23 protein-coding genes and 1 pseudogene are annotated in these 24,061 nt (G+C 68.8%); 9 read left to right on the top strand and 15 right to left on the bottom strand.

Going from position 1 to position 24,061, the window contains the following annotated elements:
- Positions 1-76: 76 nt before the first annotated feature.
- The 4 genes from nhaA (at position 77) to ABZX75_RS11560 (ending at position 3,287) form a co-directional block, all read left to right on the top strand.
- Positions 77-1,507, top strand: coding sequence for a Na+/H+ antiporter NhaA (gene nhaA, locus ABZX75_RS11575; protein ID WP_355409963.1), 1,431 nt, complete (start codon positions 77-79; stop codon positions 1,505-1,507).
- 53 nt (positions 1,508-1,560) lie between these two features.
- Entirely contained in the window at positions 1,561-2,019 is a 459-nt protein-coding gene (locus tag ABZX75_RS11570; protein WP_355409962.1) for a phage holin family protein, read from the top strand.
- The gene (locus tag ABZX75_RS11565; protein ID WP_355409961.1) at positions 2,016-2,984 is read left to right on the top strand and encodes an alpha/beta hydrolase; all 969 of its coding nucleotides are present in this window, start codon (positions 2,016-2,018) and stop codon (positions 2,982-2,984) included. The genes ABZX75_RS11570 and ABZX75_RS11565 overlap by 4 nt, the downstream gene beginning before the upstream one ends.
- A 129-nt stretch (positions 2,985-3,113) precedes the next feature.
- Positions 3,114-3,287: a hypothetical protein gene (locus ABZX75_RS11560; protein WP_355409960.1), complete on the top strand. Its 174-nt coding sequence runs from the start codon at positions 3,114-3,116 to the stop codon at positions 3,285-3,287.
- A 42-nt stretch (positions 3,288-3,329) separates the two neighbouring features.
- On the opposite strand, the gene ABZX75_RS11555 is transcribed toward ABZX75_RS11560, so the two are convergent.
- The 5 genes from ABZX75_RS11555 to ABZX75_RS11535 all read right to left on the bottom strand — a co-directional run bounded on the left by ABZX75_RS11555 (position 3,330) and on the right by ABZX75_RS11535 (position 7,623).
- On the bottom strand, positions 3,330-4,532 hold the full coding sequence (locus ABZX75_RS11555; protein ID WP_355409959.1) for a MarP family serine protease: 1,203 nt from the start codon (positions 4,530-4,532) through the stop codon (positions 3,330-3,332).
- Positions 4,533-4,545: 13 nt separating this feature from the next.
- Positions 4,546-5,259, bottom strand: a complete 714-nt coding sequence (locus tag ABZX75_RS11550) for a CoA pyrophosphatase (RefSeq protein ID WP_355409958.1) — start codon at positions 5,257-5,259, stop codon at positions 4,546-4,548.
- Between the two features lie 115 nt (positions 5,260-5,374).
- Entirely contained in the window at positions 5,375-6,247 is an 873-nt protein-coding gene (gene nth / locus ABZX75_RS11545; RefSeq protein WP_355409957.1) for an endonuclease III, read from the bottom strand.
- Between the two features lie 52 nt (positions 6,248-6,299).
- The gene (locus ABZX75_RS11540; RefSeq protein WP_355410124.1) at positions 6,300-7,478 is read right to left on the bottom strand and encodes a methyltransferase domain-containing protein; all 1,179 of its coding nucleotides are present in this window, start codon (positions 7,476-7,478) and stop codon (positions 6,300-6,302) included.
- A gap of 10 nt (positions 7,479-7,488) precedes the next feature.
- A complete protein-coding gene (locus ABZX75_RS11535) occupies positions 7,489-7,623 on the bottom strand; it encodes a hypothetical protein (RefSeq protein WP_301184494.1) in 135 nt (44 codons plus the stop codon).
- 670 nt (positions 7,624-8,293) lie between these two features.
- On the opposite strand from ABZX75_RS11535, the gene ABZX75_RS11530 reads away from it, so the two are divergent.
- Positions 8,294-9,505, top strand: coding sequence for a helix-turn-helix transcriptional regulator (locus ABZX75_RS11530; protein WP_355409956.1), 1,212 nt, complete (start codon positions 8,294-8,296; stop codon positions 9,503-9,505).
- A 1,050-nt stretch (positions 9,506-10,555) separates the two neighbouring features.
- On the opposite strand, the gene ABZX75_RS11525 is transcribed toward ABZX75_RS11530, so the two are convergent.
- From ABZX75_RS11525 to nth (ABZX75_RS11500), 6 genes and pseudogenes are all read right to left on the bottom strand, one after another.
- Positions 10,556-10,906: a P27 family phage terminase small subunit gene (locus tag ABZX75_RS11525; RefSeq protein ID WP_355409955.1), complete on the bottom strand. Its 351-nt coding sequence runs from the start codon at positions 10,904-10,906 to the stop codon at positions 10,556-10,558.
- Between the two features lie 270 nt (positions 10,907-11,176).
- Entirely contained in the window at positions 11,177-12,043 is an 867-nt protein-coding gene (locus tag ABZX75_RS11520; RefSeq protein WP_355409954.1) for a hypothetical protein, read from the bottom strand.
- 25 nt (positions 12,044-12,068) lie between these two features.
- Positions 12,069-12,395, bottom strand: a complete 327-nt coding sequence (locus tag ABZX75_RS11515) for a hypothetical protein (protein WP_355409953.1) — start codon at positions 12,393-12,395, stop codon at positions 12,069-12,071.
- Between the two features lie 1,519 nt (positions 12,396-13,914).
- Positions 13,915-14,097, bottom strand: a complete 183-nt coding sequence (locus ABZX75_RS11510) for a hypothetical protein (protein WP_355409952.1) — start codon at positions 14,095-14,097, stop codon at positions 13,915-13,917.
- Between the two features lie 218 nt (positions 14,098-14,315).
- Positions 14,316-16,106 carry a recombinase family protein gene (locus ABZX75_RS11505; protein ID WP_355409951.1) on the bottom strand — a complete coding sequence of 597 codons (1,791 nt, stop codon included), beginning with the start codon at positions 16,104-16,106 and terminating at the stop codon, positions 14,316-14,318.
- Between the two features lie 90 nt (positions 16,107-16,196).
- Positions 16,197-16,655 (bottom strand): annotated as a pseudogene (nth, locus tag ABZX75_RS11500) (endonuclease III); the annotation flags it as partial.
- 290 nt (positions 16,656-16,945) lie between these two features.
- On the opposite strand from nth (ABZX75_RS11500), the gene ABZX75_RS11495 reads away from it, so the two are divergent.
- Both ABZX75_RS11495 and ABZX75_RS11490 read left to right on the top strand, forming a co-directional pair.
- The gene (locus ABZX75_RS11495; protein WP_003981529.1) at positions 16,946-17,620 is read left to right on the top strand and encodes a Crp/Fnr family transcriptional regulator; all 675 of its coding nucleotides are present in this window, start codon (positions 16,946-16,948) and stop codon (positions 17,618-17,620) included.
- Positions 17,621-17,734: 114 nt separating this feature from the next.
- Positions 17,735-18,592 carry a nucleotidyltransferase domain-containing protein gene (locus tag ABZX75_RS11490; RefSeq protein WP_355409950.1) on the top strand — a complete coding sequence of 286 codons (858 nt, stop codon included), beginning with the start codon at positions 17,735-17,737 and terminating at the stop codon, positions 18,590-18,592.
- A 111-nt stretch (positions 18,593-18,703) separates the two neighbouring features.
- Here the strand turns inward: ABZX75_RS11490 and ABZX75_RS11485 are convergent, their stop codons facing one another.
- The 4 genes from ABZX75_RS11485 to ABZX75_RS11470 form a co-directional block, all read right to left on the bottom strand.
- Positions 18,704-19,549, bottom strand: coding sequence for an MBL fold metallo-hydrolase (locus ABZX75_RS11485; RefSeq protein WP_355409949.1), 846 nt, complete (start codon positions 19,547-19,549; stop codon positions 18,704-18,706).
- On the bottom strand, positions 19,546-20,448 hold the full coding sequence (locus ABZX75_RS11480) for an NUDIX hydrolase (RefSeq protein ID WP_355409948.1): 903 nt from the start codon (positions 20,446-20,448) through the stop codon (positions 19,546-19,548). Before ABZX75_RS11480 ends, ABZX75_RS11485 begins: the two co-directional genes overlap by 4 nt.
- Before the next feature lie 603 nt (positions 20,449-21,051).
- Positions 21,052-21,525, bottom strand: a complete 474-nt coding sequence (locus tag ABZX75_RS11475; RefSeq protein WP_355409947.1) for a RidA family protein — start codon at positions 21,523-21,525, stop codon at positions 21,052-21,054.
- The gene (locus ABZX75_RS11470) at positions 21,522-21,683 is read right to left on the bottom strand and encodes a DUF4177 domain-containing protein (RefSeq protein ID WP_007264966.1); all 162 of its coding nucleotides are present in this window, start codon (positions 21,681-21,683) and stop codon (positions 21,522-21,524) included. The genes ABZX75_RS11475 and ABZX75_RS11470 overlap by 4 nt, the downstream gene beginning before the upstream one ends.
- Positions 21,684-21,755: 72 nt before the next feature.
- On the opposite strand from ABZX75_RS11470, the gene ABZX75_RS11465 reads away from it, so the two are divergent.
- The gene (locus ABZX75_RS11465; RefSeq protein ID WP_355409946.1) at positions 21,756-22,745 is read left to right on the top strand and encodes an ArsA-related P-loop ATPase; all 990 of its coding nucleotides are present in this window, start codon (positions 21,756-21,758) and stop codon (positions 22,743-22,745) included.
- The gene (locus ABZX75_RS11460; RefSeq protein ID WP_355409945.1) at positions 22,742-24,061 is read left to right on the top strand and encodes an ArsA family ATPase; all 1,320 of its coding nucleotides are present in this window, start codon (positions 22,742-22,744) and stop codon (positions 24,059-24,061) included. The genes ABZX75_RS11465 and ABZX75_RS11460 overlap by 4 nt, the downstream gene beginning before the upstream one ends.

Below are 24,061 nucleotides of genomic sequence, written 5' to 3'. Positions count from 1 at the left end.
AAGACCACAGGGTGCGCCGGGAAGTCTGGTCGGCAACCGCATTCGCCATGCCGTCGACCAACCGGAGGTCCCCCTCGTGGCCGCGCCCGCCCCCACCGACGACCAGAACCACAGCCGCAACCAGAGCCGCACGGTGCTCGGCCGGCTGTCGTTCCCCGAGAGCCGCTTCGTAGCCGGCGCCCTGCGCACCGAGACCGTCGGTGGTGTGCTGCTCCTGCTGGCCGCGATCGCCGCCCTGGTCTGGGCGAACGTCCCGGCCGTGGCGGACGGCTACGACAGCGTCCGGTCCTTCCACATCGGCCCCGCCTCCCTCGGCCTGGACCTCTCGCTCCAGCACTGGGCGGCCGACGGCCTGCTCGCCGTCTTCTTCTTCGTCGCCGGCATCGAGCTCAAGCGCGAGCTCGTAGCGGGCGACCTGCGCGACGCCAAGGCGGCCGCCCTCCCCGTGATTGCCGCCCTCTGCGGCATGGCCGTGCCCGCCCTGGTCTACGTCCTGGTCAACACCTTCGGCAACGGATCGATGGACGGCTGGGCCGTGCCCACCGCCACCGACATCGCCTTCGCGCTCGCCGTCCTCGCGGTCATCGGCACCTCGCTGCCGTCCGCCCTGCGCGCCTTCGTGCTGACCCTCGCCGTCGTCGACGACCTCTTCGCCATCCTGATCATCGCGGTCTTCTTCACCAGCGACATCAACTTCCCGGCCCTCGCCGGCGCGGTCGCGGGCCTGGCCCTCTTCTGGTTCCTGCTCCGCAAGAACGTCCACGGCTGGTACGTCTACGTCCCGCTCGCCCTGGTCATCTGGGGCCTGATGTACAACAGCGGCGTGCACGCCACCATCGCCGGCGTCGCCATGGGCCTGATGCTCCGCTGCTCCCGCAAGGACGGCGAGCTCCAGTCCCCCGGCGAGCACATCGAGCACCTCGTCCGGCCCGTCTCGGCCGGTCTGGCCGTGCCCCTGTTCGCGCTGTTCGCCGCTGGTGTCTCCCTTTCCGGCGAGGCCATCGGGCAGGTCTTCAGCCGGCCCGAGACCCTCGGCGTCGTCCTCGGCCTGGTCGTCGGCAAGGCCGTCGGCATCTTCGGCGGCACCTGGCTGGCGGCCCGCTTCAGCCGGGCCGAACTGAACGAGGACCTCGCCTGGCCGGACGTGCTCGCCGTGGCCACGCTCGCCGGCATCGGCTTCACCGTCTCCCTCCTGATCGGCGAGCTCGCCTTCGCCGGCGATCAGGTCCTCACCGACGAGGTGAAGGCCGCCGTCCTGATCGGCTCGCTCATCGCCGCCGTGCTCGCGGGCGTCATGCTCAAGCTCCGCAACCGCACGTACAAGGCGCTCACCGAGGCCGAGGAGCGCGACGAGGACCACGACGGCATCCCGGACATCTACGAGGAGGACAAGCCCGACTACCACCTCCGGATGGCGAAGATCTACGAGGAGCGGGCCGCGGAACACCGCCGTAAGGCCGAGACGGCGGCGGTGGGGTCCAGCAACAAGGGCGACCGTCCGGCATGATCGGACACACGCGGAGGACAGCCGCCGCCAGTAGACGACAGAGGGAGAGAGCGATGAGCGCAGTGGACCAAGAGGCGCAGGGAGCCGAGCGCACACTCGGCCAGCTGGTCGCCTCGGCCACCGCCGAGATGTCCGCCCTGGTGCACGACGAGATCGCCCTCGCCAAGGCGGAACTGCGCCTGGACGTCAAGCGCGCGGGCATCGGCGGCGGCGCCGCCGTCGTCGCGGGGGTGCTCGTGCTCTTCTCCCTGCCGGTGCTGAGCTTCGCCGCGGCCTACGGGATCCACAACCTCGGGCTGCCGCTCTGGGCGTCCTTCCTGATCGTCGGTGTGGCGTTCTGGCTGATCGCGGCCCTGCTCGGGCTGATCGCCGTACGCAAGTTCAAGAAGGTCAAGCCGCCGGAGAAGTCCATCGCCTCCGTCAAGCGGACCGCGGCGCTCGTCGGAACCGTCAAGCCGCACCCGCGGCCGGTGAGTGACAAGGCCGTGGGTGTGGCACGCTCGTCCTCATGACAGCGCCCACCCCGGACTCCAGCAATCCCCCCACTGCTGCCACGGCGGTACGGCTCGACCTCCCCGGCGGCAGAGCGGTGACGCACCGGGACGTCGCCGCCAACGGCGCCCGCTTCCACGTCGCCGAGCTCGGTGACGGGCCGCTGGTGCTGCTGCTGCACGGCTTCCCGCAGTTCTGGTGGACCTGGCGGCACCAGCTGACCGCGCTCGCCGACGCCGGATACCGCGCGGTCGCGATGGACCTGCGCGGAGTCGGCGGCAGCGACCGCACCCCGCGCGGCTACGACCCCGCCAACCTGGCGCTCGACATCACCGGGGTCGTACGATCCCTCGGCGAGCCGGACGCCGCGCTCGTCGGGCACGACCTGGGCGGCTACCTCGCCTGGACGGCGGCCGTGATGCGGCCCAAGCTGGTGCGCCGGCTCGTCGTCTCCTCCATGCCGCATCCGCGCCGCTGGCGGTCGGCGATGCTGTCGGACTTCGGGCAGACGCGTGCGAGTTCGCACATCTGGGGATTCCAGCGGCCGTTCCTGCCCGAGCGGCAGCTCGTCGCGGACGACGGGGCGCTCGTGGGCGAGCTGATCCGGGACTGGTCGGGGCCCCGGCTCCAGGACGACTCGGCCGACGAGGCCCTCGCCGTGTACCGGCGGGCCATGTGCATCCCGTCCACCGCGCACTGCTCGATCGAGCCGTACCGCTGGATGATGCGGTCGATGGCGCGCCCGGACGGGCTTCAGTTCAACCGCCGGATGAAGCGGCCGGTGCGGGTCCCGACGCTGCACCTGCACGGCTCGCTCGACCCGGTGATGCGGACGCGCAGTGCGGCCGGGTCCGGGGAGTACGTCGAAGCCCCGTACCGCTGGCGGCTGTTCGACGGTCTGGGGCACTTCCCGCACGAGGAGGATCCCGTGGCCTTCTCAACCGAGCTGGTGAACTGGCTTAAGGATCCCGAGCCGGACCGCTGACGGACCGACAGGTCGGCGCGTACGCAAGCTCGTACGTCTGTCTTACAAGCATTCAATTGCCCGGCGCATACGCCAATTGGCCGCCCCGGACGGGGTTACCGACCTTGGGCCACGGGCACAGCTCGGAGTATGAGCTGGACGCACGACTACGGTGACACCGCACACGAACGCCGCTCGGCAGTGACGCCGGGCACCCAGGAGAGGCCGGGCCGGCACGGCCGCGACCTCCGGCTCGGGATTCCACGCATCCTGCGCCGCCGGGCCCGCTGGGTCTCGGCGCGCCTGCGCCACCCGCGGACGTAGAGCCGCCCCCACGGGTCGTACGGGCCGCCGTGCCCGTACGGCTCAGAGGGCGCAGCCCTGGCTTTCGACCCGGCGATCGGCGGTCTTGCCGATCCGGATGTCGTCGCGGATCTCGTCCGCCGTCAGCGCGTAACCGGTGTTCGGGTCGTCCAGCGACTTCGCGAAGACGACCCCGTACACCTTGCCGTCGGGCGTCAGCAGCGGGCCGCCGGAGTTGCCCTGGCGGACCGTCGCGTACAGCGAGTAGACGTCGCGGCGGACCGTACCCCGGTGGTAGATGTCGGGACCGTTGGCGTTGATCCGGCCGCGGACACGGGCCGCGCGGACGTCGTACGCGCCGTTCTCCGGGAATCCGGCGACGATCGCGTCGCTGCCGCTCACCGCGTCCTTGTCGGAGAACTCCAGCGGCGGGGCTTTCAGCTTGGGCACGTCGAGGACGGCGATGTCGCGCTCCCAGTCATAGAGCACGACCTTGCCGTCATACAGCTTGCCCTCGCCGCCGACCTGCACGGTCGGCTCGCCGACCCCGCCGACGACGTGCGCGTTGGTCATCACCTTGCCGGGCGCGAAGACGAAGCCGGTGCCCTCCAGCACCTTGCTGCAACTGGGCGCGGTGCCGACGACCTTCACGATCGAGCGCTTGGCCTGCTCGGCGACGGGGCTGTCGACGAGCCCCGGGTCGGGCGCCCTGACCTCGGTGATGGGCTCGTTGGAGAACGGGCTGAACACCTGGGGGAAGCCGTTGCGCGCCAGAGTCGAACTGAAGTCCGAGAACCAGGTGTTCGCCTGGTCGGGCAGCACCCGCGACACGCCGAGGAGCACCTTGGAGTTGCGGACCTCCTTGCCCAGCGTGGGAAGCGAGGTCCCGGCGAGCGCCGAACCGATCAGCCACGCCACCAGCAGCATCGCGACCACATTGACCAGGGCTCCGCCGGTCGCGTCGAGCGCGCGCGCCGGAGACCAGGTGATGTGGCGCCGGAGCCTGCTGCCGAGATGGGTGGTGAAGGCCTGGCCGATCGAGGCGCAGACGATGATCACGACCACGGCGAGGACCACGACCGTGGTGGACACCTGGGTGCCGTCGTCGGTCACCCGGTCCCAGACCAGCGGAAGCAGGGAAACGGCGATGAGACCGCCGCCGAGGAAGCCGATCACCGACAGGATGCCGACGACGAACCCCTGGCGGTAGCCGACGATCGCGAACCACACGGCAGCGAGCAACAACAGGATGTCCAGCACGTTCACGTGAGCCACCGTCTCATGCGCGCCAGTCGAGCGGGACCTGGCGCGAGCGGTCCCAGGGGCGCTCCCAGCCCGCGAAGTGCAGGATCCGGTCGATCACCCCGGCGGTGAAACCCCAGACCAGGGCCGATTCGACCGTGAAGGCGGGGCCGTGGTAGCCGCCGGGGTGGACGACCGTGACACGGTGCGCGGGATCCGTGAGATCGGCCACCGGAACCGTGAAGACGCGGGCCGTCTCGGCCGGGTCGACGGCGCCGACCGGGCTCGGCTCACGCCACCAGCCGAGGACCGGGGTCACGACGAACTCGCTCACGGGAATGTAGAGGCGGGGCAGCACCCCGAAGAGCTGGACACCCGCGGGGTCCAGCCCTGTCTCCTCCTCGGCCTCCCGCAGCGCGGCGCGCAGCGGGCCGCTGGTCCGCGGGTCGCCGTCCTCGGGGTCGAGGGCGCCGCCGGGGAAGGAGGGCTGGCCGGCATGCGAGCGGAGGCTGCCGGAGCGCTCCATGAGCAGCAGCTCGGGGCCGCGGGGGCCCTCGCCGAAGAGGATGAGCACGGCGGACTGGCGGCCGCGGCCGTCCTCGGGCGGCAGGAAGCGGCTGAGCTGCCGCGGCTCGACGGTGCGGGCGGCCGCCGCGACGGGATCGAGCCAGGTGGGCAGCCCGTCGGTGGTGACGGCCAGGCCGCTGCCTTCGCGGGCCGCTGTGGCCTCGTCCCGTGTACCGCGCGTCATAGGCACCCCTGTCCGTGTTCTCCCACACCGCCAAACGCGGTCCGGATACCGATTCGTTCCTACGGCCGCTTCGCCGCTGCCGGCGCCGTGCCGGGGCGGCCGCCCCGGACCCGCCTCAATCTGCGGCAGGGCCCGAGCCGCCGAGCGGCGGGGCCGGCCGGCCCGGGTAGTCCGGCGGCGGGTTCAGGCGCTGGCCCGGGTATCCGCCCATCTCGTACTTGAGCAGCTTCTTCGCCTTCTCCGGGTCGGTCTCGCCCTCCCCGTACGCCGGGCACAGCGGGGCGATCGCGCAGGCGCCGCACGCGGGCTTGCGCGCATGGCAGACGCGGCGGCCGTGGAAGACGACGCGGTGCGAGAGCATCGTCCACTCGCTCTTCGGAAAGATCGCGCAGATCTCCGCCTCGACCTTCTCCGGGTCCTCCTGCTCGGTCAGCTTCCAGCGGCGGACCAGCCGGCCGAAGTGGGTGTCGACGGTGATCCCGGGGACGCCGAAGGGGTCCGTCACATTAGCACCATGGTCAGGATCACCCGCCCGGCTTGCCTCGCAGGCGCACGCGTTGCCGGTCACGACGAACGCCGTCTTTCTGCCGACCCCGGGAAGTTTCACCAGCTCAGCGAGGGTGCGCGGCACCATGCCGTCATGGTCGGCCATCACAGCAGCGGCAATCCCGGTGATGCTCCGAGTCTTGGCACGGAAGAACCCCGTGGGCCGGATCAGCTCCTCAACGTCTGCCGGGTCGGCCCCGGCCAGATCAGCCGGACGCGGGTACTTGGCGAACAGCGCCGGGGTCACTTGGTTCACACGCAGGTCTGTCGTCTGAGCGCTGAGCACCGTTGCCACCAACAGTTGCCACGCGTTCACGTGGTCTAGCTCGCAGTGCGCATAGGGGTACACCTCGGCAAGAGCACGGTTGATCTTCCGTGCCCGCCGGACCATCGCCAACCGGGTCTCTTCCGCCATACCGGCCAGCGTAAAGGCCCCGCCCATGCGCCATGGGGGAAGCGCACAGACGGGGCCACCAGCGGGCCGCAGCGGACTGTCAGGGACCCCCGGTAACGGGCACGGGGTTGTCTGGCCGGTCGAGCCACACCCGCTCGCCGCCGTCGTCCACGGTGAGGCCGAACCGCTCGAACCCCGGCCGTCCCTGTTCGTCCCACCAGAGGTAAGCCGTCACCACCTCATTCCAGAGATCGCGCGGGCCGGACTGGTAGACCTCGAATTCCTCGCGGCCGGGCACGAAATCCACGGTTGCCCACGACGTGACTTCCGTATCCCGGAGCCACAGCGTGTACGAGCCGTCGCCGTAGTTCTCGGCCCACGGGAATGCGCCGGGAACCTGCACCCCGATTGCGAACATGACCGGCCAGTCCCCCACCGATTCCGGGGAAATGCTGGTCATGCTTTGCCGTCCGTCCGCTGGCCACTTCCGGCCCTTGAGGTATTCCCGGACGTGCGTCCGCTCCGTGCGCTGGGCGCGTAGCCGCATGAACGCAGACGACCCGAGGAACCATCCGGTAGCCGTTCCGTCCTCGGCCACAGCGAGACGGGCCACAGCTTCCCCGCCGTACGTCGGTCCCCACGGCGCGACGATGAGCCCGCCCGGCTTTGTCTGCGCGATCCACTGCCGGGGCACGCTGCCGATTGAGCACGTGGCGATTACGCGGTGATACGGGCCCCCGTCGGCGTATCCCTCGGCCCCGTCCCCGACGACGGTAAGCGGCTCGAATCCAGCCGCTTTCAGACGGCCCCGCGCATCTCTCGCGCTGGCCTCGTCCACTTCCACCGTGACGACGTTCTCAGCACCGACCCGGTGGGAGAGCAGCGCCGCATTCCAGCCGGTGCCGGTGCCGATCTCCAACACCTTGTGTCCCGGCCCGACGTTCAGCGCGTCGAGCATCGAGAAAACCATGGTCGGCATGGAATTCGAGCTGGACGGGACCTTGCCCTTTCCGGGCCCGGTGTACGCGCCGTCATCCCATTGCGTCGTGATCGGCGCATCGCGGTAAACCGCCGACCACCAAACGTCGGGTTCCTCGCTGCGGATCACGCGGTCATCCTGCCGATTCATACCGGCTCGGCCGGGCCAGATCATGTCAGGCAGGAACAGATGCCGGGGCACCGCATTGAATGCGGGCAACCAGTCGCTTTTGAGCGCTCCCTTTTTCATGAGCGCAGAGGCGAGCCCCGAAGGACCCGCCCCCTCTTCGCGGTCGATCATCGGCACGGACTCACTTACCGTCCGCCGGGCCCTGGCCGTCGTTCGTGTTGCCGCCCTCGTCGGAGCCGCCGCCCCCGTGCTTGTTCCCGCTGTCGCTGTCGTCCTGCGGGTTGCCGTCGGCCATAGTCAGCCACCAAGCGCGCATGTCGTACCTCCGTTGTAGGACTTGCATGGATACCCACCCGATGCGGGCGGGAGTCTTCTACGCGGCGGGCGGGGGCGGGAACTGGTCTCCACCCTGGCGGCCGTCGCCGGACTTGTCTTCCGGGTCGAAATTCACGAGCACTGCCTTTCCGCTGGAATTCGAGAGGAACAGCGGGAGAGGCGAGACTAGACGCGCTTCACTTTGTCCGGCGGGACCAGCCATTCGCGGCCCCCGCACTCGGGCCAAATGAAAGCCGTGGGACGCTTCCGGCGCTCCCAGGGAAGGGCGGCCGGGTCCTCGTAATCCTTGATCACATCACGAAGAATTCCGACGCGTCCCGCGCTGTCCTCAACCAGCTTTCCCACGTCCCGACTCGTGATCATCTCGGGCACCCTCCGGAAGCGTGCCGGTAGACCACAGCGGGCGGAGCGCCGACCCGAGCCACGATGTCCCGGTGTACCCGCTCCAGACCGCCAATCGGGCTGTCACAGTTCGAGCACTTCTCACCCTTCGGGGCGTAGGTCAGGTACTCCGATTTCGTTTCCGTGCCCGGTTCGGTCTGGCTCGCCATCGTCCGCCGTCCCCTCGTCTCGGTCCGGAAGATCGTCGCCCCGAGCCAATGTCCGCACTAGCGGCCACGTGTAGGCCACCTGTCGGCCAGACTTGGCCTATGGGGAACAGCGTTGGGGCCAACATCAGACGAGAGCGCGAACGCCTCGGGTGGAGCCAAGCGCGACTAGCGCGGGAGGTCTGCCGGGTCGCTGGCGTCCAGGGCGAGCCGGTCGGCCGTCAGGAGATCAGCCGATGGGAGATCGGGAAGCGCACGCCGCGTGAATGGTTGCCCTTCCTCGCTGCCGCCCTCGGGGTGTCCCCGGATGCACTCCACACGCCACAGACGCCCGCTGAACCGCCTTTGCCGACGCTGGCGGACTTCCTCCCCGAGGACGACCCGCTAGAGCCTCTGAGGGGCCATACAGGGGGCCGCCTCGGCATGGGCCAGGTGGGCGACCTGCAACAGCGGGTGCACGGCCTACGGCTGGCGGACGACTTCCTAGCCGGTGGGGACCTCATGCGGCCCGCGCTGCGAGAGCTTCGAAAAGCTGTTCGAATGTACCGAGAGAACAGCTACGCCGACCTGACGGGCCGTCAGTTACTCGTGCAGATCGGGGAGTTGGCACAGATCGCCGGATGGATTGCCAGCGACGCCGGACAGCACGAGGAAGCAGAGCGCATCTACCGGCTCGGTCTCAGCGCAGCGACACAGGCAGAGGACCGGACGCTAGCCGGAAACCTGGCCGGATCGCTGGCCTACCAACTTAGTAACACTGGCAGGCCAGTTGAGGGGCTGGACCTTGCCCGCGCAGCACTCGACGGAGCCGGGCCGGACGCTCCCCCAAAGGCCCGTGCGCTGTACCTCGATCGGGTGGCTTGGGCACACACGAAAGCCGGGGGAACCGAGAACGCACAGCACGCAATGCGGGCCCTCGGTGAAGCCAGCGAGGCACTGACCGAGGACAGCGAGGGAGCCGAGTCACCGGCCTACCTGTACTGGGTGGACGCTGGCGAACTCCAGGTCATGGAATCCCGCGTCTTCACCGAGCTGCGCCGCCCTCTCCGCGCCGTTCCCCTGCTGCGCGATGTGCTCGGCCGGTACGACGCGACCCACACGCGGGAAATGGCGCTGTACCTGTCGTGGCTCGCCGTGGCCTACGCCGACGCGAACGAACCCGAGGAAGCGGCGGCGACTGCCGAACGGGTGCTCTCACTGTCAGCCGACGTAGCCAGCGAGAGGACAGCGGAGCGGGTCCGGGTGGTGCTGGCTCGACTCGCTGAGTACGCCGACGTACCCGAAGTGCGGGCCGTTCTCGACGCTGCGGCCTAGGAATCCATGGTCCCGAAAATCCTTGGGATCACTGGGCAGACCCTACCCGCCACCCCGCAGCCGGCCAGACTTCCCGCCTTTCTTTCGAAGGTGTCACCAGGAACGCAGAAGCCCCCGACGACCAACCCGCAGCGGGGCCAGTCATCGGGGGCTAAGCACACCTTGACGTTTAGGTGTGGTCATCGGGAGCCGCAGTTCCGGGGCCGTCCCTCGCGGCGTGCGGGTCGGCCGGGCATGAGTCGGGGCGGGGCCGGTTGCCGGACAGCGCGGGAGCGAGGGAAGCGCCACGCCACCTTGCCGGGCGGGGCCGGTTCGTCGGACGGCTCCCAACCATTCGGACCGAGGACTACGCGGGTCGGTTTCATCGGCGTCACGCCCGGCCGTACACGTCGAAAAGCTCATCGAGCACGGGCAGGGTCCGAGGGTCGTTCAGCCGCGCGAGGATTTCAGAGAACAGCGCGGCGTCTGTTTCGGTATTCCGTCCGTACGCGGCGCCGCCCTCGCTGAATGCGGTATAGGCGCGGTGCCACTTGCGGCAATGAGTGCTGCACCATGGCTTGAATGACTGCCTACCGCTCCGGGGTTGACGCGGATTCGCGCAACCGAGACGAATACATATCGGGATCTCAAACACTCGGAACCTCAGCGCGTCGCGTGTTTCCGGTCGCACGCATGACAGTTCCGGGCGGGAATTTCAGATAGTCGGCGTAGAGGTCGAGCGCTTGTATGACAGCCTCGCTCGCTGTCTCACAACCGGATAGCTGCTGTATGACAGCGAGGTTCGCGCGGGAACTATCCGTGTGACGGACACTGAGAGTCTTTACGTTCTTCATATTTCCCCTTGAGCACCCCTTAACGTTTAGGTGTGGTCAAAACGCCTCGGCCATTTCATGCAACTTGCGGGCGATCAGCATTGCCCTAGCCTCCATTTCGGGATCCGGAAAGGGCCTGATGTAGTCGGCAAACAGGTCCGGATAGTCAGCGCCAACCCAACGGCGCGCACACTCAATCTCGAAATCAGTTGGCCCGGTATCAGCGACCGGTGCAGCCTTACGCCGCCTTGCCACCACGCACCCCCCAACGTGCCCGATTCATTGCGCGGGCAGCAGCGGACGCAGACCCCTTGCCGCTCCCGCTGTCGGTATCGCTGAGTCCGAGGGAGCGCACCAGCGAAAGGAAAGATGCCTCGGCCGCGCGCAGTTCCTTTAGCGAGGGATTCGGGTACAGGCCGCCCCGAATTCCCCGGACGATTACGCCGCGATCCTTCACGTCCCGCTCTAGTCCCTCGATCTGATCGAGCACAGCGCAGACCCGGTCAAGGGTGGTCACCTCGTATGCCTCTAGGTCGAACTCCTCGACCACGGCCCGGCGGAATTCCGCGCTGATCTTCTGGTTACTCATCGTGCCCCCTTCCGGGGATTTGGTATCTGCGCTGGTCACAGTGGGTTAACTGGTTCTGGTGCTCCGGACGGAGAATCCGGGGTGCTATACGCATGCGGTCCGGAAAGGGATCGTTTTTGGGGTATCCCCCAGGGGGGTGGTCACTTTCCGTGGCCCCAGCTGGCCGTTACGTTCCGTGCGATTGGAGACGATTCGCAGCGCGAGAAAGCATCACCAAGCCAGCGAGCGGGGCCGATGGCAAATGCCTGACCGACCCCACCCAGCAAGAAATCAAATCATCCGCGTACTGACAATCCCGTCCTTCGAGTAATGGTTCTGCCGACGCTTATCAAGCTCGCCCTTGACCCTCTCGGCCGTCTCAATCGCCGTCGCGTTGACGTCCTCCATGGGCGCAGTCAGGAACTCACCCGAAAGGAATGGGTCGGTTTCCCCCACCTGCCGGGAAATCACATCCAGGGCGGACGATAGATCAGCCTGCCCCCATCCCTTTCCACTCAGGACTAGGTAACCCCGCGCGTCCTCGGGAATATCAAGCAGCCCGCCCATGGTCAGCGAGTGAAGCGTGTTGTAGCGGCGACGAGTTTCGCCAATGGCACCGGCCGCAGCGGCGAATGCATCGGCGGCACGCTTCCGCTGTGCATTGAATTCAGCGATAACAGCCTTACGGTACTTATTGAGGAAGGCGCGATCATTTAGCAGTGCCTCATATGCGGCACGGGCACGCTTGAGATCGGTCACAGCCTCGCTAAGCGCCATGGAGCAACCCTCTAGGCGCGCGTATGCCTCTAGGGTCTCAGCAGCCGTAGAGGGAGCCTTAACGCCCCTACGCACCGCCTCGGCGTGCGCCTTTGTAGCGTTCTTTCGGGTGTCCTCAGCTTCGCTTTCCAGCTCGGGCCAGCGCTCCTCCAATACGTAGCAGAGGTCGTTTAGCTCCTTCACCTTTTCCCAACGCTCAGCGGCCACGACCGGGGCTAGGTCGCAGTGCCAAGGATCGGTACCGAGTATCTGTAGCTCCGCAGTCCAAATGTCATGCGGAGGCGTAGCGTTGTGAACTACCTGCTCTAGCTTAGAAATCCGCGTCTTGGACGCGTCAGAGTAAGAGAGCGCCTTTCGTAGTTCATTGCTTGCGAGTTCCATCGGGGTTTCCTCTCGGGTGGTGTGGTTATCGTCGGCGGAAAATGCGGGCCGCTAGTTCCTCACCCTCGGCGCGCGTTACGTATTTCTCACGACTCGCGGCCCAGTTCAGGTCTTCCGCGATACGTGCATAGAACTCGGGATCGTCCGCGTCTGGGACATGCGGGCGCGGGTTTTCCCGCTGGTACTTGAGATTTGCCTGATACTCGGTTTCCCATTCACGGGAGTCAGCGAGAGCCTGCCGATACTCCTCGACCTCTCGCCGCTCTGCCTCGCGCGCTGCTGCCTTTTCCGCGTAATGGTCGGAGTAGTCGGAGCCGCCGCCGCTTACCTCGGCCCCATTCCATGTGGTCATGGAATGTCCTTTCAGATATACAAAAAGGCCCCCTTACTCACCGGGTCTCTGTCACAGACCACAGCGGGCAAGGGGGCCCATCGGGGAGGAGTACGCCGACTATGCGCGCGTGACTACGACTCGCCGAAGATTTACAGGGATTGCGGGTGACAGCCGCAGCGTGAGGGGTCGTCTACCACACCTAAACGTTTAGGTGTGCCGATGGATGGACCGGCCCAGGAGAGGGGACCGGCCACACACACCACCGAAAGGAGAACGCAGAAGTTCCCAGAGACGAGAGGTAACACCCTCACTAGCCAGAGAGGGTTTTCGTAAAGCGCAACGGCGGAAAGGTGCTCGGAATACGACCACCCGCCGAGATCGTTACCGAGCCGTGACGGCCGGCTGGGGGTCCGTGAAAGGCGCAGACGCCCCTCTGAGCGCCTATCTCCGCCTCGTTGGCACTCGGTACGGTCCAACCGCTTAGCGGCCCTCAGACGCGCCTTCAGCGGCCTTACGGAGCCGGTACGCCTTTTGCTTATGGGCGGGAGAGCAATACTGGCGGGGTCGTCCGGCACCGTCCCAACCGGCGTTTATGTCGCAGCCGTCGAGTTCACACACCGCCTCCCAGCGGGCATCCTCGATATCCTGCTTATGGGCCGCAGCGCAGTTCTCATCGCAGTACCGCTGCGTGAGCGTACGAGGGTCGAAAGCCTCCCGGCACTTGGGGTAGGCGCAGTCACGGCCCCATAGCAGCGCCTCATGCTCAGCGTTGGTTAGCTTGCGCATTCGCTTGCGGGCCTGTCGGCAAGCGTTGGAACAGACGGCGGTCTGACGGCCGGACAGCGCAGCGCCGCAGACCTCGCAGGATAGACAGAAAGTCAGCATTCGTTGTTGCTCCTCGCGGTGTTACGAAGAGTGCTGCTGCTGTACCTAGTTCCTTCTCCGACACTGGTTTCTCTTACTTGGACAAGGAACTAGGTACATACACTCTTCATTACGTAACAGATATAGAAAACTAAGAAGAAATAGAGAGACCGGATCAGCCCTCCCGCTGTACCCGTTCCTTACGTGCGCGGTATGCAGCGCGGTCCTTGCAGCGGCGCGAGCAGTAGAGGGCCGGGCGGCCCATTCCCTTGTCTGGCACGGGCTTTGTGCATTCGGGGCCAGCGCAGCCACCGGCCGGGAACAGAACCAGGTTCACTAGGTCCAACGCTTCCACGAGTGCCGCGTGTACCTCATGCGCTGTCGGGTGGCCGGTCGGCATTGCGTCGTATGCCAGCGACTCGGCCCGCTGGATTGCTCCGCGTATTGCGTCGTAACTCCGCTTCATGGTCGGTCGGTTCCGCGTAAGTCCGTCGTAAGTCGGTGCAGTCATGTCGTGATTCCTCTCAAGTCCGCTAAAGGGGGATGGTGGTTCCGCGTAAGTCCGCGTAAGAGACAGCGGTTAAGAGGTGATTCCGCGTAAGTCCGCGAAAGTGGGCCAGAGACAACCCCCGCCAGCGAGAGACGGGGGTTACTCCGAAGGGAGGGGAAGTGTCTAGGCGACCTTTTCGGCGTATCCGATCAGCAGCGCGAGCCGGGCCGCCTGTAGGTCCGGCGAGTTACCGAGGTTCGCGCGGAACACGCGGACGAGTCGGCCCCGCTTGGTTCGTGGCTCAGCCGCCCACTTATCCATTCGCGCACTGAGCGTTTCCAGGTCGAGCGTGTTCGTGATGGGCACCGCGCTACCTCCTCGCTGTCTCTCCATGGCGGTTTCAACGTCCAGAGAGGGTGCCTGTAAAGCGACCCAACAGACCGTTTCTGATGGACCGTCAGATACGCCAGCCGGCCGTTTCTGCCCGGGTCCCTGTGCGGCCGTCTGCGGGCATGAGAGAGGGGCCCGGCGGGAGTTACCCCACCGAGCCCCTGAAAGCCTCTCAGCGTGCCCTACAGGCCGTTTCAGTCCTCCGTCTCGTCGTTCTCGTCCGAGGGCCGTACAAACTCGATCTCGATTCGCTCGCTCACGTCGTACCCGCCGCGCACTCGGCCAGCGTGCGGGTTGTCGGTCGCCTTGACCGTGATGCACCGGGCGAACAGTTCAACGAACTTGCGCCGGTCGGCCAGTTCCGCAGTCGCCCACCATGAGCCCTTGCCCAACGGGTCGCCGTCCTCGCCCCAGTCCAACCAAACAGACAGCGGGAGTTCGGTGGTTTCCGGGTCGGCCAGTTCCTCTAGGCGGGTGTCCGCCGCCCTGAGTCGAGCCTCAATCCGCGCTTTCTTTACCTTGAACCGGTCGCGCCCCATCTTCCCCTCGTAGAGACCGGCGTCTAGGTCGTCGTAAAGGTCGCTCAGCGCGTTGTTTGCGTCGGCTCGCTCGGTTACCACCTCGGTTCGCTCAGCGGCTGTCTCGGGTCGTTCGATGGACCGCGAGAAAATCCGCGTTGCCTCGGCCACGGTTTCCAGCTCGTCGGCGCTGGCCGCTCCGCTTTCCACGCTGGCGATCAGAGCGAAGATGCGCCGGGCCACGTAGTCATCAAGGTGGCTTTGCATGACCCGGTTCAGGCCCGTGTGTTCACCGGCCTTGCTCGGGACGGTCGTCCCCCGAGTGCAGAGGTATACCGGCTTTGGTCCGCTGTTCTGCGCCTTTCCGGGCCGTCCGCATTCGCACGTGAGGACGGGCGTACCGGGCGCGCTGCGGAGCCCGCTTAGAAGCGTCGTTCCCCGCGTCACGCCTTCACCCTGGCCCCGCCCCAAGAGCCATTCCCGGATGACGAACCATTGCGCCGGGGGAATGATCGGCTCACAGATCATCTCCGGTCGTCCGTCCTCATCCCGGATGATCCGGTACCCGATCAGGGTGTTGGTCCTGGTGCCGTTCTCGCGAACCTTGTAGATCGGTTCGGCTCGGATTCCCGCAATGGCGGGGTTGAGCAGAATCCATTTCAGGGTCTTGACCTGCCAAACGGAATTCTTGGACTCTTTGCCCTTGCGCTGCCCGCGCGTCTTGATTCGCTTGGCGTTCATGTCGTCGCACAGCGCGGAAAGGGTGCCGGGGTTCCGCTGGCCGGGCTTTCGGGTGACCGGGTCGTGCATGTGCTTGAGGATCAGCGCGCCGATTCGACGGAGGTTTGCAGCCTCGGCCTTGTTGTGGACGAGACGCATAAGATCGAGCTTGCCTTCGGCGTACTTCTCGCCGTCAAGACCGTACGGGGTCTGTCCCCCGAGCCACGAACCCTTAGCGCGCTGCGCTGCCTTTACGTCGCGGACTTTCTGCGACTTGACGGCCGACTCCTTATTGACGGCATCGAGCCGCATAAGCAGGTAGATCAGCGTCATCGTGTCGTTAGGCGGGAATACGCCTTCGCTGACGCTGACGATCGTGATTCCGAGCCGGTGAAGTTCGAACACGACCGGGCCAGCGTCCCGCAATTCGCGCCGAGAGAACCGGCTTACGTCGTAGACGATGAGGACGTTGAACGCTCCAGCGCGGGCAGCCGTGAGCATTTCCTCAAAGCCTTCGCGGTGCGCGTCCGGGTCCCACCCAGAAACGCCGATGTCCTGGTAGTGCCGGACGAATCGCGCGTTGAGTTCGGTGGAACGGGTCTCGTTGGTTGCGCGCTGTGTGAGGGGGGATGCCTCGGTCTTGTTGGTCTTGGCCGACGACTGCCGTACGTAGCTGACGGCTACGGCCTCGGCGACCGGCCGGGCCAGGAAGCTAGCCGGAATGCCAGCGGGGGACGTGTCCAACACGCCTACTCCTAGGGGTCTCGTAGTGGACCCCTCGGGCCCGTCTCCCTAGGCGGAGAGCGTGTGGGTAAACCGTCGTACCTAAGTGGCGAACCCGAACGCATTGCCGAGGACCACGTTGGCCGTTTTGCGGCCCACTCCCGGCAGGGTCACCAGGTCTTCGAGCCGGCCCGGGACCTCGCCCCCGAAGTCGTCCCGCAGGGCCTGGGAGAGGCCGAGCAGGGCTTTGGACTTGGCCCGGAAGAACCCGGTCGGCCGGATGATCTCCTCCAGGTCCTCGGGAGCGGCCGCGGCCATGTCCTCGGGGGTCGGATAGGCGGCGAAGAGGGCCGGGGTCGTCTGGTTCACCCGCAGGTCGGTGGTCTGCGCGGACAGCACGGTCGCGACCAGCAGCTCGAACGGATTGCGGAAGTCGAGCTCCGGATGGGCGTACGGATAGATTTCGGCCAGCTCGCGGTTGATGCGGCGGGCCCTGCGCACCATGGCCAGACGCGATTCCGCCCTGGCCGCCTTCGGTTTCTTGGCCGAAGCTTTGCCCGGAGGGCTCGGCAAAGCTTCCCCGGACTCCGTCGTGGGGGTATGTTCGCCCACGGCTGAATTATGGGTAGCCGTCACTCCGGCGGACCCCTTGGCCTGTGCTCTCACCGGCTTATTGGACACCCGGCCAGCCTAAGGCCGGTCGCCGACACCCGCCCGGACCTCAGGTAACACCGCCCCGATTGGTCTCTCGCCGCACAGCACACGCGTACGTCCGGCATCCTTGTGACTGATCGCACTGTTTTTGAGCCGTCCGGCAAAATGGGGATCGGTCCCCTGAGCCGGTCGACATAGGAGAGAGATTCGTGGACGACGTTCTGCGGCGCGCCCCGCTCTTCGCGGCGCTCGATGACGAGCAGGCCGCGGAGCTCCGCGCCTCCATGGGCGAGGTGACCCTCGCACGCGGTGACGCCCTGTTCCACGAGGGCGACCCCGGTGACCGGCTGTATGTCGTCACCGAGGGCAAGGTGAAACTGCACCGCACTTCGCCGGACGGCCGCGAGAACATGCTGGCCGTCCTCGGCCCCGGCGAGCTGATCGGCGAGCTGTCGCTCTTCGACCCCGGCCCGCGCACCGCCACCGCCACCGCGCTCACCGAGGTCAAGCTGCTCGGTCTCGGGCACGGCGACCTCCAGCCGTGGCTGAACGCCCGGCCCGAGGTCGCGACCGCGCTGCTGCGCGCCGTCGCCCGGCGCCTGCGCAAGACCAACGACCAGATGTCCGACCTGGTCTTCTCCGACGTTCCCGGCCGTGTGGCGCGGGCGCTCCTCGACCTGTCGCGCCGCTTCGGCGTGCAGTCGGAGGAGGGCATCCACGTCGTGCACGACCTGACGCAGGAGGAGCTCGCCCAGCTCGTCGGCGCGTCGCGCGAGACCGTGAACAAGGCACTGGCCGACTTCGCGGGCCGCGGCTGGCTGCGCCTGGAGGCCCGCGCGGTCATCCTGCTGGACGTGGAGCGCCTCGCGAAGCGGTCCCGCTGACGCCGCCAGTCTCCGTGAGAGGGTCCTGCCCGTACGTCGGGCGGGGCCCTTTCGCGCGTCCGGGCGCTGCGCCGTTGCCGGGGGCGTGCCCGCGCACCCCGGCACAGTAGAGGCATGGAGCACAGAGGGCTGGACGCGGACGGGTACTTCGAGCGGGAAGGGTCTCTCGGGCGGGTGCAGGCGGACTTCGCGGGCGTCGTCGCGGCCGCGCGGGAGCGCACCAGTGAGGCGTACGGGCCGCGGCTGCACAGCGCGTACCTGTACGGGTCCGTGCCGCGGGGGACGGCCCGGCCCGGGCGGTCCGACCTCGACCTGCTGCTCGCCCTGCACCACGAGCCCGCCGACGAGGACCGGGACACCGCCGAGGTACTGGCGCGCGGACTCGACCAGGACTTCCCGGAGATCGACGGGGTCGGCCTCCTGCTGTACGGCAAGGAGACCCTGCTGAGCGAGCGGGAACGTTACGACCTGGGCTGGTTCCTCGCCTGCCTGTGCACCCCCCTGCTCGGCGCGGACCTGGCCGAGCACCTGCCCCGCTACCGTCCGGACGGCCGGCTCGCCCGCGAGACCAACGGCGACCTGGCCGACGTACTGCCCCGGTGGCGGGCGAGGGTGCGGGCGGCGTCCACGCCGGACGAGTACCGCGGGCTGAGCCGGTTCTTCGCGCGGCATCTGGTGCGCACCGCCTTCACGCTGGTCATGCCGCGGTGGGGCGGCTGGACCAGCGACCTCGCCGAGTCCGCGGAGATCTTCGGCCGGTACTACCCGCAGCGCGCGGCGCAGGTGCGGGCCGCGGCCGCCGTGGCCATGGACCCGGTCGCCGACCCGGCCGTCCTCCGCGGCTACACCGAGGACCTCGGACCGTGGCTGGCGGAGGAGTACACGGCCCGCCACGGCACGAAGACGCCTCGCCCGGTCCTGCCGTCACACCAGGCCCTGCCCCTGCCTCTGCCGTCAAAGGAGCGCGGGTAGGGCGGAAGGGCGCGGCAGATCAGGCCATCCAGGGCCTTCATCCGCAGGGTGACCGCAGAGGTGATCCAGCCGGCCGTGGTGACGAGGGCCGGCAGCAGGAACACACACATGTCATTCCGGGCCCCCGGGGATCAGTCCGTGATCTTGGAGGTACTCCAGCTGCGCCCGCACGGACCATTCCGCGGCCGGCCACAGCGAGCGGTCCACGTCCGCGTAGACGTGGGCGACGATCGCCTCGGGCGTGGTGAAGCCGTCCTCGACCGCGGTCTCGATCTGGGCGAGGCGGTGCGCCCGATGGGCCAGGTAGTACTCCACGGCGCCCTGCGCGTCGTCTAGGACCGGTCCGTGGCCCGGCAGCACCGTGTGGACGCCGTCGTCGACGGTCAGGGAGCGCAGGCGGCGCAGGGAGTCCAGGTAATCGCCGAGGCGGCCGTCGGGGTGGGCGACGACGGTGGTGCCGCGGCCGAGCACGGTGTCGCCGGTCAGGACGGCCCGGTCGGCGGGCAGGTGGAAGCAGAGCGAGTCGGCGGTGTGGCCGGGGGTCGGGACGACGCGCAGCTCCAGCCCGCCGGTCCGGATCACGTCCCCGGCGGCGAGGCCCTCGTCACCGAGGCGCAGCGCCGGGTCCAGCGCGCGGACCTTGGTACCGGTGAGCTCGGCGAAGCGGCCGGCGCCCTCGGCGTGGTCCGGGTGGCCGTGGGTGAGCAGGGTGAGCGCGACCCGCTTGCCCGCCCGCTCGGCGGCGGCGATGACCGCGCGCAGATGTGCGTCGTCCAGCGGGCCGGGGTCGATGACGACGGCCAGGGCGGAATCGGGCTCGGAGACGAGCCAGGTGTTGGTGCCGTCCAGGGTCATCGCGGAGGCGTTCGGAGCCAGGACGTTGATCGTACGGGCGGTGGCGGGGCCGGAGGCGACCACTCCGCGGGGCTGGCCGGGCAGTGCGGCGGCTTCCGTCATGCGGTGCCTCCGGGGCGGACTCGCTTGGTGAACTCGTCGTGGCCCGGCCAGCTGAGCACCAGCTCGCCGTCCTCCAGTACGGCCCGGGCGAGGACCGGGGCCAGGTCCTGGCCCGTGGCCGCCGCGAGCGCTTCGGCGGCGCTCCCGTACGGCTCCAGGGAACGCAGGGTCGAGATGGTGGGCGGCATCATCAGCAGCTCGCCCTTGTCGTAGCCGGCGGCCGCGTCGGCCGGGCGGATCCAGACGGTCCGGTCGGCCTCGGTGGAGGCGTTGCGGGTGCGCTGTCCCTCCGGGAGGGCGGCGACGAAGAACCAGGTGTCGTAGCGGCGGGGCTCGAACTCCGGGGTGATCCAGCGCGCCCACGCCCCGAGGAGGTCGGAGCGCAGCCGCAGGCCGCGGCGGTCGAGGAACTCGGCGAAGGACAGCTCCCGCGCCACGAGGGCCTGCCGGTCGGCCTCCCAGTCGTCGCCGGTGGTGTCCCCGACGACGGTGTCCGGGGTCTCTCCGGCGAGCAGAACGCCCGACTCCTCGAAGGTCTCCCGTACGGCGCCGCACACGATGGCCTGGGCGACGGCGGGTCCGGTCCCGAGCCGCGAGGCCCACACGTCCCGTCCCGGCCCGGACCAGCCCACGAGGTGGTCCTCGTCGCGGGGGTCGACGCCTCCGCCGGGATAGGCGTACGCGCCCCCCGCGAAGGCCATGGAGGCCCGTCTGCGCAGCATGTGCACGGCGGGACCGGCGGGGGTGTCGCGCAGCAGCATCACGGTGGCGGCGCGCCTCGGCCGCACCGGTGTGAGCGAGCCGTCCGCGAGCGCGCGGATGCGGTCGGGCCACTCCGGCGGGTACCACTGGCCGCCGGGGGTGGCCTGGGGCGGCTGGCTGTGCTGACCATTCGGCATGGCGGGATGCTACGGCCATCCGTCCCGATGTTCGAGGTCCCCCCGCGCCACCTGCCCGCGCGGAACCCTGCCCTTCGCCGCGGCCGGGGGCCGCGTGGCCGCCTCGCGGTGCTCAGGACGGGGACGGGACTGGAACCCTGCTCTTCGCCGCCGCCGGGGGCCGCGCTGGCCGCCTCGGGGTGCTTAGGACGGGGACGGGACCGTACGAGGCCGTCCCGCCGCCCGCGACGGGACGGCCCGAGCCGTGCATGCCCCGCCTGGCGCCTCGCCGCACCGGGGGCCGGCGGGTGCGCCGCCGGTCGCTCCGGCCGGGTCGGCCCGTCACGCGGGTACGGGCTGGGACCACGCCCCGCGCGCCCCGGGCCGTACCCGCACTACCGCGGCTTCCGCCGCACCACCCGGCCCGCTGCGGCCGCACGACCCGCCGGCCGCAGCCCTGCCGGGCATCGCGCGAGCGACGCGCCGAAAGCGGAGCTTCGGGCGCCACGGGGACGCAGCGGCGTGGACGCGCAGCGCCCGGCCCTGCTCCCCAACCGCCGGACGGGCCCGGTGCCGCGGCGGAAGCCGTGAAGGCAGGCCGGGCCGAGGCGTGCGGGCACCGCGTCAGGCAGAGGGGTCCAGCTCGACCTGGATCTCGATCTCGACCGGCGCGTCCAGCGGGAGGACCGCCACGCCCACCGCGCTGCGCGCGTGGACGCCCTTCTCACCGAGCACCGCGCCCAGGAGCTCACTCGCACCGTTCAGCACGCCCGGCTGACCCGTGAAGTCCGGGGCCGAGGCGACGAAGCCGACGACCTTGACGACACGCGCGATCTTGTCGAGGTCGCCCACGACCGACTTGACGGCGGCCAGGGCGTTCAGCGCGCAGGTCGCGGCGAGCTCCTTGGCCTGCTCAGCCGAGACCTCGGCGCCGACCTTGCCGGTGACCGGCAGGCTGCCCTTGATCATCGGGAGCTGGCCCGCGGTGTACACGTACACGCCCGTCCGCACGGCCGGCTGGTACGCGGCCAGCGGCGGGACGACCTCGGGCAGGGTCAGGCCGAGCTCGGCGAGCTTCGCCTCGACGACGCCGGTCATGCCTTCTCCCGCTTGAGGTAGGCCACGAGCTGCTCGGGGTTGTTCGGCCCGGGCACGACCTGGACGAGCTCCCAGCCGTCCTCGCCCCAGGTGTCCAGGATCTGCTTGGTGGCGTGGACCAGCAGCGGGACGGTCGCGTATTCGAACTTCTTGGTCATGGGGGCGAGCGTAGTGCCTGTCGTACGGGGCTCATGCGCGGCCCGGGAGGCGAGTGGTTAGGCTCGGACGCTGTGAGCAGGCTCCAGGTGGTCAGCGGCAAGGGCGGCACCGGCAAGACCACGGTCGCCGCGGCACTCGCGCTCGCCCTCGCACGCGAGGGCAGGCGGACTCTTCTCGTGGAGGTCGAGGGCAGGCAGGGGCTCGCGCAGCTCTTCGGTGCCGAGGCGCTCCCGTACGAGGAGCGGAAGATCGCCGTGGCGCCCGGCGGGGGCGGTGAGGTCTTCGCGCTGGCCATCGACGCGGAACGGGCGCTGCTCGACTACCTCCAGATGTTCTACAAGCTGGGTTCGGCCGGCCGCGCGCTCAAGAAGCTCGGCGCCATCGACTTCGCGACGACCATCGCGCCCGGGCTACGGGACGTGCTGCTGACGGGCAAGGCCTGTGAGGCGGTGCGGCGCAAGGACAAGGCCGGCCGGTTCGTCTACGACCACGTGATCATGGACGCGCCGCCGACCGGGCGGATCACCCGCTTCCTGAACGTCAACGACGAGGTGGCGGGCCTGGCCCGGTTCGGGCCGATCCACAACCAGGCGCAGGCCGTCATGAAGGTGCTCAAGTCCCCCGAGACGGCCGTCCACCTGGTCACCCTCCTGGAGGAGATGCCCGTCCAGGAGACCGCGGACGGCATCGCGGAACTGCGCGGGGCCGGGCTGCCCGTCGGACGGGTCGTCGTCAACATGGTTCGGCCGCACCACCTGGACGAGGACACCCTGCGCGCGGCGGCCGGTGAGCGCCGCGCCGACGTCGCCAAGGCCCTCTCCCGGGCGGGCCTCGGAGGGGCGCGCCGCGGGGGGCTGGCCGAGCGGCTGGTGGACCCGCTGCTCGCGCAGGCGGCCGAGCACGCGAGCCGGGTGGAGCTGGAGCGCGCGCAGCGCGCCGTACTGGCCGACCTGCGCGTGCCGACGTACGAACTCCCCCTGCTCGGCGCGGGGATGGACCTGGCCGGGCTGTACGAGCTGGCGATGGAGCTCCGCAAGCAGACGGAGGCCGGAACCGAATGAGCGAGAGGGTGGAGACCGTGGGCCTGGACACACCGCCGCGGCTGGCGGTCGACCGGCTGCTGGACGACCCGAAGACCCGGATCATCGTGTGCTGCGGGGCGGGCGGGGTCGGCAAGACGACCACGGCCGCGGCGCTGGGCGTACGGGCGGCCGAGCGCGGGCGGAAGGTGGTCGTGCTCACGATCGACCCGGCGCGGCGGCTCGCGCAGTCGATGGGGATCGACTCTCTGGACAACACTCCGCGCAAGGTCGCGTCGGTGGGCGCCGACGGCGGTGAACTGCACGCCATGATGCTGGACATGAAGCGCACCTTCGACGAGATCGTCGAGGCGCACGCGGACGGCGAGCGGGCCCGGGCGATCCTCGCCAACCCCTTCTACCAGTCCCTGTCGGCCGGCTTCGCGGGCACGCAGGAGTACATGGCGATGGAGAAGCTGGGGCAGCTGCGGGCGCGGGACGACTGGGACCTGATCGTCGTGGACACCCCGCCGAGCCGGTCGGCGCTGGACTTCCTGGACGCGCCGAAGCGTCTGGGGTCGTTCCTGGACGGGAGGTTCATCCGGGTGCTGATGGCGCCGGCGAAGGTGGGCGGCCGGGCCGGGATGAAGTTCCTGAATGTCGGCATGTCGATGATGACGGGCACCCTCAGCAAGCTGATGGGCGCCTCGCTGCTGAAGGACGTGCAGACCTTCGTGGCCGCGATGGACACGATGTTCGGCGGTTTCCGCACCCGCGCGGACGCGACCTTCCGGCTTCTGCAGGCTCCCGGTACGGCCTTCCTGGTGGTTGCCGCACCCGAACCTGACGCCCTGCGCGAAGCCGCGTACTTCGTGGAGCGGCTGGCCGCGGAGCACATGCCGCTGGCCGGGCTGGTGTTGAACAGGGTGCACGGCAGCGAGGCCGACCACCTGTCCGCGGCGCGGGCGTTGGCCGCCGCGGAGAATCTTGAAGAGGGCGGCATTGTCGATCAGGAGTCCGGGAAAGCTGGACTTCGTGACTCGGCCGCGGAAACCGCGAGGACCCCCGGGACCGACTCGCCCGGCGCCGAAAGCCTCACGGACGACGTGGGCACCGCGGGCGAGGGGGAGGACGTGGACGGGATCACGGTGGACGAGGTCACGGCGGGCCTGCTGCGTCTGCACGCCGAGCGGATGCAGGTGATCGCACGCGAGCAGCGCACGCGCGATCGCTTCACCTCACTGCACCCCGAGGTGGCGGTGGCCGAAGTGGCCGCCCTGCCCGGCGATGTGCACGACCTCGCCGGGCTGCGGGCCATCGGAGAGCGACTCGCGGCCGGGGTTCCGGCCGGAGCATGA

The organism is Streptomyces sp. NPDC003038 (assembly GCF_040611115.1).
In the GTDB taxonomy this organism is placed as follows: domain Bacteria; phylum Actinomycetota; class Actinomycetes; order Streptomycetales; family Streptomycetaceae; genus Streptomyces.
The sequence above is the reverse complement of the archived record's forward strand: the minus strand, read 5'-3'. Positions and strand labels throughout refer to the sequence as shown.

What these genes read in the sequence shown, in the direction of transcription:
- ABZX75_RS11570 (WP_355409962.1), top strand. Translation starts at nt 1,561, where the DNA reads ATGAGCGCAGTGGACCAAGAGGCGCAGGGAGCCGAGCGCACACTCGGC.
- ABZX75_RS11565 (WP_355409961.1), top strand. Translation starts at nt 2,016, where the DNA reads ATGACAGCGCCCACCCCGGACTCCAGCAATCCCCCCACTGCTGCCACG.
- ABZX75_RS11560 (WP_355409960.1), top strand. Translation starts at nt 3,114, where the DNA reads ATGAGCTGGACGCACGACTACGGTGACACCGCACACGAACGCCGCTCG.
- ABZX75_RS11550 (WP_355409958.1), bottom strand. Translation starts at nt 5,259, where the DNA reads ATGACGCGCGGTACACGGGACGAGGCCACAGCGGCCCGCGAAGGCAGC.
- nth (WP_355409957.1), bottom strand. Translation starts at nt 6,247, where the DNA reads ATGGGCGGGGCCTTTACGCTGGCCGGTATGGCGGAAGAGACCCGGTTG.
- ABZX75_RS11540 (WP_355410124.1), bottom strand. Translation starts at nt 7,478, where the DNA reads ATGATCGACCGCGAAGAGGGGGCGGGTCCTTCGGGGCTCGCCTCTGCG.
- ABZX75_RS11535 (WP_301184494.1), bottom strand. Translation starts at nt 7,623, where the DNA reads ATGCGCGCTTGGTGGCTGACTATGGCCGACGGCAACCCGCAGGACGAC.
- ABZX75_RS11530 (WP_355409956.1), top strand. Translation starts at nt 8,294, where the DNA reads ATGGGGAACAGCGTTGGGGCCAACATCAGACGAGAGCGCGAACGCCTC.
- ABZX75_RS11525 (WP_355409955.1), bottom strand. Translation starts at nt 10,906, where the DNA reads ATGAGTAACCAGAAGATCAGCGCGGAATTCCGCCGGGCCGTGGTCGAG.
- ABZX75_RS11520 (WP_355409954.1), bottom strand. Translation starts at nt 12,043, where the DNA reads ATGGAACTCGCAAGCAATGAACTACGAAAGGCGCTCTCTTACTCTGAC.
- ABZX75_RS11515 (WP_355409953.1), bottom strand. Translation starts at nt 12,395, where the DNA reads ATGACCACATGGAATGGGGCCGAGGTAAGCGGCGGCGGCTCCGACTAC.
- ABZX75_RS11490 (WP_355409950.1), top strand. Translation starts at nt 17,735, where the DNA reads ATGGAGCACAGAGGGCTGGACGCGGACGGGTACTTCGAGCGGGAAGGG.
- ABZX75_RS11485 (WP_355409949.1), bottom strand. Translation starts at nt 19,549, where the DNA reads ATGACGGAAGCCGCCGCACTGCCCGGCCAGCCCCGCGGAGTGGTCGCC.
- ABZX75_RS11480 (WP_355409948.1), bottom strand. Translation starts at nt 20,448, where the DNA reads ATGCCGAATGGTCAGCACAGCCAGCCGCCCCAGGCCACCCCCGGCGGC.
- ABZX75_RS11475 (WP_355409947.1), bottom strand. Translation starts at nt 21,525, where the DNA reads ATGACCGGCGTCGTCGAGGCGAAGCTCGCCGAGCTCGGCCTGACCCTG.
- ABZX75_RS11470 (WP_007264966.1), bottom strand. Translation starts at nt 21,683, where the DNA reads ATGACCAAGAAGTTCGAATACGCGACCGTCCCGCTGCTGGTCCACGCC.
- ABZX75_RS11460 (WP_355409945.1), top strand. Translation starts at nt 22,742, where the DNA reads ATGAGCGAGAGGGTGGAGACCGTGGGCCTGGACACACCGCCGCGGCTG.